11 protein-coding genes are annotated in these 13,499 nt (G+C 72.9%); 2 read left to right on the top strand and 9 right to left on the bottom strand.

Translation table 11 applies throughout. The annotated features are described in order from the left end of the window. Nucleotides 1–315: 315 nt before the first annotated feature. Both ABZ738_RS14805 and ABZ738_RS14810 read left to right on the top strand, forming a co-directional pair. The gene (locus ABZ738_RS14805) at nt 316–960 is read left to right on the top strand and encodes a formylglycine-generating enzyme family protein (RefSeq protein ID WP_357213855.1); all 645 of its coding nucleotides are present in this window, start codon (nt 316–318) and stop codon (nt 958–960) included. Between the two features lie 39 nt (nt 961–999). Beyond that, nucleotides 1,000–1,938 carry an ADP-ribosylglycohydrolase family protein gene (locus ABZ738_RS14810; RefSeq protein ID WP_357213471.1) on the top strand — a complete coding sequence of 313 codons (939 nt, stop codon included), beginning with the start codon at nt 1,000–1,002 and terminating at the stop codon, nt 1,936–1,938. A gap of 125 nt (nt 1,939–2,063) precedes the next feature. Here ABZ738_RS14810 and ABZ738_RS14815 read toward each other — a convergent pair whose 3' ends face one another. The 9 genes from ABZ738_RS14815 to ABZ738_RS14855 all read right to left on the bottom strand — a co-directional run bounded on the left by ABZ738_RS14815 (nt 2,064) and on the right by ABZ738_RS14855 (nt 13,491). Further along, a complete protein-coding gene (locus ABZ738_RS14815) occupies nt 2,064–2,939 on the bottom strand; it encodes a CoA ester lyase (RefSeq protein WP_357213474.1) in 876 nt (291 codons plus the stop codon). After that, entirely contained in the window at nt 2,936–4,402 is a 1,467-nt protein-coding gene (locus tag ABZ738_RS14820; protein ID WP_357213477.1) for a dihydroorotase family protein, read from the bottom strand. Before ABZ738_RS14820 ends, ABZ738_RS14815 begins: the two co-directional genes overlap by 4 nt. A gap of 42 nt (nt 4,403–4,444) precedes the next feature. Further along, nucleotides 4,445–5,869 carry an MmgE/PrpD family protein gene (locus tag ABZ738_RS14825; protein ID WP_357213480.1) on the bottom strand — a complete coding sequence of 475 codons (1,425 nt, stop codon included), beginning with the start codon at nt 5,867–5,869 and terminating at the stop codon, nt 4,445–4,447. After that, nucleotides 5,862–6,713: a cyclase family protein gene (locus ABZ738_RS14830; RefSeq protein WP_357213858.1), complete on the bottom strand. Its 852-nt coding sequence runs from the start codon at nt 6,711–6,713 to the stop codon at nt 5,862–5,864. The genes ABZ738_RS14825 and ABZ738_RS14830 overlap by 8 nt, the downstream gene beginning before the upstream one ends. 38 nt (nt 6,714–6,751) lie before the next feature. Continuing rightward, nucleotides 6,752–7,978, bottom strand: a complete 1,227-nt coding sequence (locus ABZ738_RS14835; RefSeq protein ID WP_357213483.1) for a CoA transferase — start codon at nt 7,976–7,978, stop codon at nt 6,752–6,754. A gap of 64 nt (nt 7,979–8,042) precedes the next feature. Next, nucleotides 8,043–9,287: an MFS transporter gene (locus tag ABZ738_RS14840; RefSeq protein WP_357213486.1), complete on the bottom strand. Its 1,245-nt coding sequence runs from the start codon at nt 9,285–9,287 to the stop codon at nt 8,043–8,045. Then, the gene (locus ABZ738_RS14845) at nt 9,274–10,698 is read right to left on the bottom strand and encodes an aldehyde dehydrogenase family protein (protein ID WP_357213489.1); all 1,425 of its coding nucleotides are present in this window, start codon (nt 10,696–10,698) and stop codon (nt 9,274–9,276) included. Before ABZ738_RS14845 ends, ABZ738_RS14840 begins: the two co-directional genes overlap by 14 nt. Further along, complete coding sequence (locus ABZ738_RS14850) at nt 10,691–12,421, bottom strand: thiamine pyrophosphate-dependent enzyme (RefSeq protein ID WP_131052288.1); 1,731 nt, start codon at nt 12,419–12,421, stop codon at nt 10,691–10,693. Before ABZ738_RS14850 ends, ABZ738_RS14845 begins: the two co-directional genes overlap by 8 nt. Beyond that, nucleotides 12,418–13,491, bottom strand: a complete 1,074-nt coding sequence (locus ABZ738_RS14855; RefSeq protein WP_131052287.1) for an ABC transporter substrate-binding protein — start codon at nt 13,489–13,491, stop codon at nt 12,418–12,420. Before ABZ738_RS14855 ends, ABZ738_RS14850 begins: the two co-directional genes overlap by 4 nt. Nucleotides 13,492–13,499: the final 8 nt, after the last annotated feature.

Genomic DNA, 13,499 nt, shown 5'->3' on the forward strand with positions numbered 1-13,499 from the left:
GCGGGGCCGCCCGGACGTGCCGGTCGGTGTCGGCTGCGAGCGACCGGCACCGACCGGTCGGCGTGCACCGCCGGCTGAATGATCGTCGACGAACCGCACCGCGCCGGGATGCAAGGAAGGGTCCCTTGCTAACGCCTGGTGTATAGCAGGGGACCCTTCCTTACATCCCGGGCTGTGGTGGTGCCCCCTCTCGGGGGGCGCGTCGGAACGTCAGCTTTACATAATGTCAATTATCGAACGTAGGCTGACCGGCCGGAAGGACCGATGGTGGGCCTGGATCGGTAGCATCTGCTCCTCGTGGACTCCGACAGCGTGATGGTGAACGTTCCGGCGGGACGTGTGGTGCTGACGGACCGGCGTACGCAGCGCAGCTGGCCGGTCGACGTCGGGCCGTACCGCCTCGCCGCGTATCCGGTGACCCGGGCCCGGTACGCCGCGGTCGTCGGTGTCCCCTGTGCGGCCGACGAGCGCCGTCGTCCGATCGAGACGGTGTCCTGGTGGGACACGGTGCGGTTCTGCAACGCCCTGTCCGAGGCCGACGGGCTGCGGCCGGCGTACCGGGTCGACGGTGAGGACGTCGAGTGGGACTCCGGGGCCGACGGGTACCGGCTGCCCACCGAGGCCGAGTGGGAGCATGCCTGCCGGGCCGGCACCGCTGGTCCTCGCTACGGGCCGCTGGACGAGATCGCCTGGTATCGCGGCAACTCCGGTGAACGGCTGCGCGACGTGGGCGGTAGGCGGCCCAACGCCTGGGGTCTGTTCGACATGTTGGGCAACGTCTGGGACTGGTGCTGGGACGTGTACGACCCCGAGGTGTACGGCACCTACCGGGTGTTGCGGGGCGGCGGCTGGTTCGACGAGAAGTGGAGTTGCCGGGCGTCGGTGCGGCGGCGCAGCCACCCCAGCTACGCGATCGACGACGTGGGATTCCGCCTCGCTCGCTCCGGTCACGCTCAGTAGTCGACCACTCCCCTCGTTCGGTGCGCCTAGGCTGCGGGTGTGTCGAGTGTCGTGGATGGGGTGGCGGTGCGGCGGGTGGCGGGGGCGCTGACGGCGTACGCCTGTGGGGACGCGTTGGGGGTGCCGTACGAGGGGCGTCCGCCGACGCGGGACGGTGACGAGGTGATCGAGACGCCTCGGGCCAGTGACCGGTGGGCGGCCGGGGCGACCTCGGACGACACGGCGTTGACGCTGCTCGTGGCGCGGTGTCTGGTGGACGGTGGCGGTGCCGTGGACGCGGTGACGTTCCTGTCGCGGATGGCGGCGCAGGATCCGCCGGTGCCGGGTGCGGGGCCGTCGACGCGGGCGGCGCTGGCGGCGTTCCGGGCGACCGGGGCGGTGCCCGCCGATCGGGAGGGTGGCACGAACGGCGCGCCGATGCGGGCGTTGCCGGTGGGGTGGTCGGTGCCGCCGGAGCGGGTGGATCTGCTGGTGGCGCGGACGGTGGAGGTGACGCGGGCGACGCATCGGGCGCCGGAGGCGTTGGCGTCGGCGGTGGTGATGGCCGGGTGTGCGTCGTGGTCGGTGGCGGGTGCGCCGATGGCGGTGGTGGTGGCGCGGGCGGTGGAGTGGGTGGAGGCGGCGCGGCCGGTGTGTGGGGACGCGCCACGGTTGGCCGGGTTGGTGGGTGCGGTGGCGGCGGGTGGGTGGTCTCCCCCGCCGTCGGGGGTCGGGCTGGACGCGGCGGAGACGGTCGCGGCGGTGCTGCACTGTGTGCGGGGCGCGGATTCGGTGCGGGGTGGGTTGGTGGCGGCGGTGCGCGGTGGTGGGGACACGGACACGGTGGCGGCGTTGGTGGGTGGTCTGTTGGGTGCGGGGTCGTCGGCGGAGGCGGTGCGGGCGGAGTTGCCGTGGAGTGGGTCGGTGGTGGGGCTGGACGCGGCGGAGGTGCGGCGGTTGGCGGCGGGTCTGGTGGCGTTGCGGGAGTCGGCGCGGTGAGGTGGGCGGGGTCGGTCGGTGGGCGGGTCGGGTTCGGTGGGCTGGTCGAGGCGCGGGTGCTCATGGGGTTGTTGATGGCAGGGTTCGGCCCCGGGGCGTCGCGCACCCCGGGGCATGGCGCAGGGTTATCCGCCTGCGGCGGCGCGGTCGAGGATCTCGCGGGCGCTGCGCGCGACGGCCGCGTCGACGAGCCGCCCGTCGGCGGTGACCGTCACGCCGGAGCCGTCGCGTTCGGCGGCGGCCAGCCGGTCGACGACGTCGCGGGCGGCGGCCACCTCCTCGTCGGTCGGTGCGAAGACCCGGTTGACGACCGCCACCTGGGCGGGGTGGATGGCGGTGCGGCCCCGGAAGCCCTGCCGCAGCAGCAGCCGGCTGCTCTGTTCGAGGCGGTCCGGGTCGCGTAGGGCGGTCTCGGTGGGGCCGACGGGCGGGGCGAGGCCGGCGGCGGCGCCGGCGAGCACCAGACGGGACCGCATCGGCCACAGCTCGGCCTTGTCCGGTCCGGGTTGCAGGCGCAGTTCGGCGGCGAGGTCTGCCTCGCCGAGACCGAGCCGGACCACCCGGCGGGCGGCGGCCACCGCGTCGGCCCGCCACACTCCCCCGGCGGTTTCCAGCAGGGCGAAGACGACCAGCGAACCGGCTGGCAGGCGGTGGGCGTGTTCGGCGTCGCCGAGCAGCGCGTCCACCTCGGTCAGCAGGTCGACGTCGGCCTTGGGCACCACGATGCCGGTGAGGTGTACCCCGGCCACCGCGCCGATGTCGGCGGCGGGGGTGTCGGCGTTGACGCGTACCCACCATTGGGGGCCGGCGGGTGCGTCGGTGAGGAACGTCGCGACGGTGTCCCGGGCGGTGCTCTTGTGGGCGGGTGCGACCGCGTCCTCCAGGTCGAGGATGCAGGCGTCGGCGCCGCGTGTCGCGGCCCGGGTCAGCTTGTCGGGCTGGTCCCCCGGCACGTACAGGTAGCTGCGGGCGATCGCGGGGGACGTGCCGACGGCGGTCACGGGCGGGTCGGGCGGGACAGGTAGCGGCCGCGTGGCTGCCCGACCACGGTGCCGTCGCGCAGGATCTGGTCGCCGCGCAGGAAGGTGTCGGTGACGCGGGCGGTCAGTTCCATGCCCTCGAACGGGGTGTAGTCCTGCGCGGACAGTGACTCGTCGGCGCGGACGGTCCAGGTGTGTTCGGCGTCGACCAGGCAGAAGTCGGCGTCCAGGCCCTCGGCGATGGCGCCCTTGGTGGCCAGGCCGAAGCGGCGGGCCGGCGCCCACGAGGTCAGTTCGGCGACGCGGGCGTAGGACAGGCCGCGTTTGGTGCCTTCGCTGATCAGGCCGGGCAGCAGGTATTCGGCGCCGCCGAAGCCGGATTTGGCGACGAAGATGTCGTCGTCGGGTTCGCCGAACTTGACCTCGGCGCGGCAGCAGGCGTGGTCGCTGACGACCCAGTCGAGTTGGCCGTCGAGCAGGTGTGCCCAGAGCGCCTCGACGTCCTCGCGGGGACGCAGCGGCGGGTTGACTTTGCCGCCGAGGCCGTAGGCGGTGTCGATGTCGGCCAGCAGGTGACCGATGGTGACCTCGCGGCGGAAGTCGACGTGCGGGAACGCCTGGGCCATGCGGATCGCCGCGTCGACGGCCTTGGCCGAGGAGAGGTGCAGCAGGTTGATGGTGGGTAGGCCGGTCTCGTGGGCGAGGTAGGCGGCGATGCTGACCGCCAGGCCCTCGGAGTGCGGTGGGCGGGAGGCGCTGTACGCGGCGAGGCCGGTCAGGGTGCCGTCCTGCTCGACCATCCGGGTGTACGCGGACATGATCTCGGCGGTCTCGCAGTGCAGGGACAGGGAGATCTCGTCGGCCAGTTCGGGGAACTGTTCGCGGGCGGCCTGCACGCCGCGCATGACGAACTCGAAGTGCGCGTAGTCGTAGCGGGCGTCGGGCGGGATCATCAGGAACGAGCTCTGGTCGGCGGAGCGTCCGTGCAGGCCGTGGCCGCCGTAGAACATGAAGATCTTGAACGAGGTGACGCCGTGGTCGCGGACCAGGTCGGTGATCTCGTCGATGTGTTCGGCGGTCATCGGCGCCACGTGGAAGGCGTAGTCGACCCAGGAGCGGTCGTCGGTGGCGGCGCGGACCTCGGGGAAGAACTCGCCGTACGGTCCGCCCCGGTTGAGGTAGTACTGGCCGGTGCGGATGTAGTTGATGGCGGAGGTGACGCCGCCCTGCGCGCAGGCGCGGCTCTCGGTGGCGGTGTCCTCGGCCAGCGGGTGGTAGATGCCCCAGTGCTGGTGGGCGTCGACGACGCCGGGGAAGGCGAGCTTGCCGCCGCCGTCGACGACCGTGGTCGCCTCGGTGGTGTCGATGTGCGGGGCGAGGTGGGCCACCCGGCCGTCGCGTACGCCGATGTCCAGCGCCGTCGGCTCCGCCTGGTCGTGTCGTACCACGCGGACGTTGCGCACTACGAGATCGAAGGGTTGCATGATGTGCTCCTGATGGTCGGCGGGCGACGGGTCGCGGGCGGGTCAGTCGGTGGCGGTGCGCAGCCGGGTCAGTGGGCGCAGCAGGTCGGCCACGTCGGTGACGTCGGCGAGGCCGGCGACGGCGGCCACCACCTGGTCGGTGGTGTCCGGGTCGAGGCGACCGGCGACGTTGTCGCGGAACTTCATGGCCAGTTCCGCGTCGGACAGCGGTCGTTGTGGGCCGCCCCGGTTGGTCAGGACCTCCTCGCGCCAGGTCCGGCCGTCGTCGGTGCGGACGGTCACGACGGCCGGGAACTGGTAGGGGAAGATCTTGGTGCACTCGTCGTCGGCGACCACGTCGACGCGGGCCATCAGGGCCCGGCGGGCCGGGTCGCGGGCCAGGTCGTCGGTGAAGTCACCGAGCCCGAGGCCCAGGCCGCCGCCGCCGAAGAGGCCGGCGACCACCGCGTACGGGCCGCTGAACTGGGCCTGGTAGCCGGTGTCCGGGGTGCGTTTGGTGTCGATGGGCTGCCCGATGGTGCGGATCACGGCGGCGGGTACCCGCAGTTCGATGTGGTCGATGCGGTCCAGCGGCACGTCCTGGGCGCGCAGCGCCAGTCCGGCGTCGATGGCGGCGTGGGTGAAGTGGTTGGCCGGGTAGGGCTTGAAGAAGATGTCCGGCACCGCCCAGCGTTCACCGAGTCCGTCGGTGACCTGGGCGTGGTCGGCTTCGCCGCGCAGGAAGGCGGTGAAGAACCCGAACCGGCCCTCCAGCACGGTGGGTGGTCCGGTGAAGCCGCGTCGGACCAGGTCGGCGGCGGTGACGGCGCTGTGTGCGGCCCATCCGCAGTGCAGCCGTTTGACGGTGCCGCCGGTGCGGTTGGCCTCGATCACTCCGGCGGCCATCGACGCGGTCACGCCGAGCACGTCCAGCAGGCCGTCCTCGTCGAGGCCGACGAGCATGCCGGCGGCCACGGCGGCGCCCATCGCCCCGCAGATGGAGGTGGCGTGCTGGCCGTGTTCGAAGAAGACCGAGTTGTTCAGTTCCGGGTCGTAGCCGGCCATGCCGAGGCGGACGGTGACCTCGATGCCGACCGCGACGGCGGTGGTGAGGGCGGCGCCGTCGGCGCCGGCGGCCTGCGCGGCGGCCAGGGCGGCCGGCACCACGGCGGCGCTGGGGTGCAGCACCGAGGGTAGGTGGGTGTCGTCGTAGTCCAGCGAGTGGGCCAGGACGCCGTTGCCGAACGCGGCCTGCGCGGCGGGTACCGCCTCGGGTAGGCCGACGACGTACGCCTGGGGGTGTCCCCCCTGTTCGGCGACGTGGTCGAGGGCGGCGTGGCTGGTGGGGAGCCGGTGCGCGGCGACGCACAGGCCGAGGATGTCCAGGACCCGCTGGCGCACGCTGGTGACGACCGGTGCGGGCAGGGGTGTGGTGCGGGTGTGGGCGGCGAACGCGGCGAGTTGCCGGGCGAGGGTCTGGTCAGGCATCGACGACCACCGCCAGCGGGCGTACGGGCGAGCCGGTGGCGCCGAAGATGGCCAGTGGCGAGAGCACGAACAGGAACTCGTGCACTCCGGCGGCGGCCAGTTCCTCCAGCGCCATGGTCTCGATGATGTAGACGCCGCGTTCGACCAGCAGCACCCGGTGCGCGGGCAGGACGCTGTGGCCGGCGCCGGGGCGCAGGCACTCGAAGGCGATGGTGTCCGCGCCGACGGCGTGGATGCCCTGGTCGGCCAGCCAGGTGGCGCCGGCCTCGCCGACGCCGGGTACGCCGCTGTCGTGGCCGACGAAACGGGTGCGGTCGTCGTCGCTGAACAGTCGGCCCCAGCCGCTGCGGATCAGTGCCACGTCGCCGGGGCGCAGCGGGGTGCCCTGCTGCTCGGCGGTGCGGGTCAGGTCCTGCGGGGTGATCTCGTAGCCGGCGGCGCAGCCCTGCGGGGTGCCCAGCGCGGCCGGCACGTCGAGCAGCACTCCACGGCGCACCATCGGGGCGATGGTGTGTGCGCCCAGGTCGGCGAAGCGTCCGCCGCGTCCGGCGGCGGCGGCGTCGGAGCCGTCGAACAGCCGGCCGTCCTGGGAGACGTGCGAGAAGGCGTCGATGTGGGTGCCGACGTGGGTGCCCATGGTGATGATGTCGTTGGCGGCGGAGCCGCCGTCGACGCGGACCGCGTCGCCGTGCCGGCGTGGCAGGGCGTGCCAGAACGGCGGGTGGTTGGGCGACTGGGGCATGCCGATGCTCAGGCGACGGCCCAGGTCGTACACCCGGGTGCCGGCGGCGACGGCGGCCAGCAGCGCCTGGGTTCCGCTCGCCGGGTTGGTGGTGGTGCTCATGGTGGTCACGGCAATCCTTACCTTCGTGGTGGTGGCCGTCAGGCCACGATCTCCCGGTCGCGCAGGTCGGCGACGGTGTCGGGGGTGCAGCCGAGTTCGTTGACGAGGAGATCGTCGGTGTCGGCGCCGAGGGCCCGGCCGGTGAAGCGGATCCGGCCGGGGGTCTCGGACATCCGCCACAGGACGTTGTGCATCAGGACCTGACCGAAGTCGGGGTCGGGGACGTCGACGACCATCTCGGCGGCGCGGACGTGGTCGTCGGTGACGATGTCGCGGGCGTCGTAGACGGGCGCGACGGCGGCGCCGGCCTCGTCGAAGGCCCGCATGACCTCGTCGCGGGTGCGCTCGGCGATCCAGCCGCCGACGTAGGAGTCGAGCAGGTCGGCGTGTTCGGCGCGTTGGCGTCCGGAGGCGAACCACGGTTCGTCGATGACCTCGGGGTGTCCGACGAGGCGCAGCACCCGTTCGGCGATGGACTGGGCGCTGGTGGAGATCGCCACCCAGGAGCCGTCGCGGGTGCGGTAGGTGTTGCGGGGCGAGTTGTTGGTGGAGCGGTTGCCGTGCCGGTGGCCGATGATGCCGAGCTGGTCGTAGACGGTGGGTCCGGGACCGACGGCCATCATGATCGGTTCGAGCAGGCTGAGGTCGACGACCTGGCCTTTGCCGCCGTTCTGTTGGCGGGCCCAGAGCGCGACCATGGTGGCGGAGGAGGCGGCGATGCCGCAGATGCTGTCGGCCAGGCCGAACGCGGGCAGGGTGGGTGGGCCGTTCTCGTCGCCGGTGAGGTGGGCGAAGCCGCTCATCGCCTCGGCGAGGGTGCCGAAGCCGGGCCGGTGCGCGTAGGGGCCGCGTTGGCCGAAGCCGGAGATGCGGACGACGACCAGCGCCGGGTTGATCTCCAGGAGTGTGTCGGGGCCGATCCCCCACCGTTCCAGGGTGCCGGGTCGGAAGTTCTCCACCAGCACGTCGGCGGTGGCGGCGAGGCGGCGCAGCAGGTCGGCGCCCTCCGGGGTGGACAGCTTGAGCCCGAGGGTGCGCTTGTTGCGGGAGATCTCCTTCCACCACAGCGGTACGCCGTCCTTGGCGTGGCCGTGTCCGCGCATGCTGTCGCCGGCGACGGGGTGTTCGACCTTGATGACGTCGGCGCCGTAGTCGCCGAGGATCTGGCAGCACAGCGGTCCGGCCAGGATCGTCGAGGCGTCGATGACGCGCAGGCCGGTCAGCGGTCCGTCGTGCACGGGAGCCCCCATTCCTATCGTTCGCATCAAGCGAACGGTGTTTCGCTCAGCAGAATAGTTTGTTGTCAGGTGTGGGGTCAACGCACGCCCCTCACCCCCCGGCGGCGCGCAGCGCCCGTCGGGCGCGCAGCACCACCGCGGCGGCCACGGCGGCCACCACCGCCACGACCGCGCCGGTACGCGCGGAGAACGCGTCGCCCAGCCAGCCGTGCAGGATCGCCGCCGCCGGACGGATGCCCAGGAAACACATCGACCACAGCGCCATCACCCGGCCCCGCACCTCGTCGGCCAGGCCGTGCTGCATGGTGGCGTTGACGTCGCTGACCGCCAGCAGGTAACCGGCGCCGCCCACGGCGATGCCCACCGTGGCCATCACCGGCCCCGGACTGACCGCCAGCACCGCCATCCCGACGCCCAGGGCGGCCACCCCGACCGCACCGGTACGGCCACTGCCCATCACCCGCCGCAACCGGCCCACCCAGCCGGCGATCAACGCCGAACCGAGCCCGAAACAGGTGATGAAGATGCCCACCATCAGCTCACCGCCGCCGAAGCCCTCGGCGAACAGCGGTGACAGCGTGTTGATCGGCTCCATCGCCAACCCGATCAGGGCCACCGCCACCAGGCAGCGCACCAGTTCCGGCCGGGAACGGACGTAGGCCACCCCGTCGAACACGCCCAGCCGGCGCTTGCCGGTCCCGGGCTGCGCCCGGGGCAGCCGTACGCCGGCCAGCGCCAGCGCGAACACCAGGAAACTGGCGGCGTTGACGGCGAACGCGGCACCGGCACCGGCCAGCGCGTACGTGGCCGCCCCGGCCACCGGGCCGATCGCCCGGGACAGGTTGAAGGTGAGCGAGTGCAACGCGATGGCCTGCGGGACGTCGGCACGTCCGACGATGTTGGGCACCAGCGCCTGGGCCGCCGGCCCGGTGATCGCCTGCCCCACCCCGGACAGCGCCACGAACGTCAACAGCAGCGGGGCGTTGAGGAGGTCCAGGAACGCCAGCACCGCGAGCACCCCGGCGGCGGTCCCGCCCAGCGTCTGCCCGACGATGATCAGCAGCCGCCGGTCGACCCGGTCGGCCACCGCCCCGATCACCGGCGCCAGGACCAACTGCATCGCGAACTGCAACGCGGTGACCAGCCCCACCATGAAGGCGGAGCGGGTCAACGCGAAGATGGTCAGGATCGCCGCGACGTTCTGGAACCAGGTGCCGGTGTTGGACGCCAGCGACCCGAAGAAGTACGGGCCGAAGCGGCGGTCCCGCAGCAACGCGAGCCCGCCGCGACCCACCTCCTCGGTCGCCGCGTCGGGCGGGCGGTCAGCCTGCGGCACCCGCGCCACCCAGGCCGTACCCCTGCGGTGTGCCGGCCGTCAGCGAGGTCCACACCGACTTCGGCCGCAGGTACAGCCGGGCCGCCTCGGTGCCGTTCTCCCGCCCGTACCCGGACAGGCCCACCCCGCCGAAGGGCACCAGGTCCGACAGCACCCGGTACGTGTTGATCCAGACCGTGCCGGCGCGGACCTGCCCGGCGAACCGGTGCGCCCGGGCGATGTCGGCGGTCCACACCCCGGCGGCCAGACCGAAGTCGGTGTCGTCGGCCAACCGCAGCGCCTCGGCGTCGTCACGGAACGACGACACCGCCAGGACCGGGCCGAAGACCTCCTCGCGCAGCAGCCGCGCCTGCGCGTCCAACCGGTCGAACACCGTCGGCGGCACGTAGAAGCCGTCGCGCAGCCGCTCGTCGTCGGGCAGGGCGGCCTGCGCCACCAGCCGTCCGGCGGCACGGGTCTCGGCGATGAACTGCACCGTCTTGTCCCGCTGCGCCGAGGTGATCTGCGGACCCAGGTCGGTGTCGCCGTCGAACGGGTCACCGACGCGCAGTCCGCGTACCCGCTCCGCGATCCGGTCGAGGACCTCGTCGTAGACCGACTCGTGCACCACCAGCCGGGAACCGGCGATGCACATCTGGCCGCAGGAGGCGAAGACGCCCAGCACCACCGCGTCGACCGCCCGGTCCAGGTCGGCGTCGCCGAAGACCACCTGCGGCGACTTGCCGCCCAGCTCCAGGGCGACCGGGGTCAGGTGCTCCGCCGCCGCGCGGGCGATCGCCTTACCGGTGTCGTGGTGCCCGGTGAACACGATCAGGTCCACGTCCGGATGCGACACCAGCGCCGCGCCGGTCTCCCGGCCGCCCGGCAACACCGACACCAGATCCTCGGGTACGCCGGCCTCGGTCAGCAGCCCGGCCAGCCGCAGGGCGGTCAGCGGGGTCTCCTCGGCCGGCTTGAGCAGGCAGGCGTTGCCGAACGCCAGCGCCGGGGCGATCTTCTTGGCGGCGAAGAAGAACGGCACGTTCCACGGGATGACCCCGGCGACCACGCCGTGCGGCTCCGGCACCGTGTACGTGTGGTACTCGACGCCGACCGGGATGGTCTCCCCGCGTACCTGCTCGGCCCAGCCGGCGTAGTAGCGGAAGCTGCCGGCCGCCCGGCGTACCTCCCGCCGCGTGTCACTGAGGATCTTGCCGGTGTTGCGGGTCTCGATCTCGGCCAGTTCCTCGACGGCGGCCTCGATGAGGTCGGCGACGGCGTGCAGGATCCGGCCGCGTTCGCTGCCGGTGCGCCGGGCCCAGGCCGGTTGCGCGGCCCGCGCCGCGCGGACCGCGGCGTGCACCTCGTCCGGCGAGGCGGGCGCCACCCGGGCCAGGACCCGGGCGTCGATCGGGGAGACGACCTCAGCCATCACTGGTCCCTTCGTCAGCGGCCGGGGTGCGCGCCCGGCGATCCGGGTCCATCGACCCGGTGAGGTGTTCGGGCACCCAGACGTCCAGCACGGCCGGTACCCGGTCGCGCTGCACGGCGGCACGGGCCCGGTCCAGGGCGGCGGTCAGATCGGCCGCGCGCACCACCCGCTCGCCGTAGCAGCCCTGCGCGCGGGCGTGCGCGGCGAAGTCCGGCGACGGGGTGAGGTGACCGCCGAGGACCGTGGGTTCGGCGACGGCCAGACCGTCCGGGTAGTGCGCGGCCAGCGTGGTGGTGCCGGTGCGGTACCCGCCGTTGTTGACCACGACGGTGACGATCGGGGCGTCGTGCTGCTGCTGCAACCACAGGCACGAGTCCGGCGAGCCGAACAGGTAGGAGCCGTCCCCGGTGACCGCGACGGCGTGCGCGCCACCGGCGGCGATGCTGGCGCCGGTGGCCGCGGCCACCGACCAGCCGAGGCTGGAGCCGCCCTTCTCGAACAGGGTGCCCGGCTTCGTGCGGCGCACCGCCGTGGTGTCGAAGACCTCCCAGGTGAGCAGGTCGTCGGGGTGCAGGTGGGCGTCCAGTGCCGCCGCGATCAACGAGGGGGTGGGCACACCGCCGGCCGCTCCCCTGCCGGCGGTGTGCCGCTTCGTGCCGACGCCCGGGGGGCGCCCGCGGCGCTGCCGCACCGTGTCGGCGTCGCCCGAGCCGACCTCGCCGAGCACCGCGGCGAGGAACGCCGCCGGGTCGGCGGTCGTGCGGGCGTCGGCCCGCAACTCGTACAGCGGGACCCGGCTCTCGATCGGGTCGGGTCCCACCCAGCCGATCCACGCGTCCTCGGCGGGCTGTTCCAGTGCGGGCATCCACGGCACCGGGTGGTCCAGCACGACGACGACGTCGAACTGGTCCAGCGGCGCGCTGGTGTGCCACGGGTTGTCGTCGGGCAGGTTGACCCGGTAGCGGGAGGCGCGCACCTCCACGCCCAGGGTGTCGGCCAGTTCGGCGAGCAGCCGTACCGCGCGGGGGTTCTCGCCGACCCGGTCGGTGACCACCACCGGGCGGCGGGCGGTCCGCAGGCGGCGGGCCACCTCGCTGACCACGCCGGGGTCGCCGGGACCCAGGGTCGGCACGCCGAGCGCCTGGGCGCTGGGCACCCGGTCGCCGACGGGCACCGGGTGGCGTCCCACCTCCTCCGGCATCGCCAGATAGACCGGCCCGCGTCGGGGTGCCAGCGCGACCTGCAGGCCACGCGCCACGACCAGGGCGGCGTCGTCGAGGGCGGAGAGCTTGTAGTCCCACTTGACGTACTGGCGCACGATCGCGCCCTGGTCCCAGCGCTGCTGCTTCCAGAACACCGGCGAGGTACGCGATTCCGCGCGGGTCGGCGGATACCCCGACATGATCATGATGGGGTGGTCGCCCCACATGGCGTTGTGGATCGCGCCGCCGTGGTGCAGCAGACCGAGGTCGGCGTGGGCGGCCGTCATGCTGGGTCCACCGGAGACCATGGTCTCGCCCATCGCCGCGGTCAGCGCGACGTGCTCGTGCGGACAGGTGATGATCTCCGGGGTCGGCTCGCCCTTCTGGCGTGCCTGCGCGCCGGCCTCCTGAAAGGAGGTCAGCTCGGAGCCGCTGTTGAACCAGAGCCGGCGTACGCCGCTGGCGGCCGCCGCCGCGAGGACCGCGGCGGCGCCACCGACGGCGGCCGGGTCGGCCGTCACAACTCCCTCGCGCGGGCGAGGTAGTCCGGGTAGATGAGCTTCTCGATCGGCGCGGCGGAGTTGACCAGCTTGGCCTTGACCAGGCTCTCCTGGCCGGTGAGCCAGGTCTGCGGGTCCATCTGCAGGGTGTTCTCCGGGCCGGCGGCCTGCCAGCTCTCCACCAGCAGGGGCAGCTCGGCGCGGGCCTGGGCGGCGTCCGCCTCCGGGTTGTACGTGCGCAGGTCGTTGATGACCTGCTCCCAGTTCTCCTCCTTGCTGGCGTAGTCGATGGCCTTGAGTACACCGGCCAGGAACCGCACCGGCATGTCGCTGTCCGACTCGACCATCTTGAGGCTGGTGTTGTACGAGTCCGAGGGCATCGGCGCGTGCTCGTCGGTGCTGAAGAAGACGACCTCGCCGATCTCCTTCTGGATGGTGGCCCGGTCGGTGTTGACGCAGATCCAGGCGTCCACCTCGCCCCGGCGCGCCAACTCGTACGCGGCGGTGCCGACACCGGTGACCGGACGCTGCACCGACCCGGGGTCGATGCCCGCGTTGATCAGCATGACGTCGAGCAGGTTCTCGGTGGCGCCGCCGGTGGAGACGATGCCGCAGGTGCGTCCGGCGAGCTGGGCCGGGCTGCGGATCGGGTCGTCGGGCAGGGACACCACCTCGAACTGCGACTTCTGCCGGACGCTGGCGATGCTGACGAACGGCGCGTCCTCGTTGGCCACCGCGATGATCGCGTTGATGCCGTTGGCGCGGGTCATGTCGGCCGAGCCGCCGAGGACGGCCTGGATGGCGGTGGCGGTGCCCTGCCCGCCCTTGATGTCCAGGTTGAGGCCGTGCTCGGCGAAGTAGCCGCGCTCCTTGGCGACCATCGTCTCCACGAAGCTCAACGTCAGGCCGGAGGCGGTCATGTACGAGCCGTTCAGGCTGCCGTCGGCGTTGACCTGGTTGTCGTCGCCGCCGCAGCCGCTGAGCATCAGGGTCATGCCGCCGGCGGTGGGCAGCAGCAGCCCGGCGGAGGCGCCGAACCGCAGGAGCGAGCGCCGGGAGACCGGCGCGCCGAAGGAGGGGTTATGTGTCACGGAGGACT

It is taken from the genome of Micromonospora sp. NPDC047793, assembly GCF_040642635.1.
Classification (GTDB): domain Bacteria; phylum Actinomycetota; class Actinomycetes; order Mycobacteriales; family Micromonosporaceae; genus Micromonospora.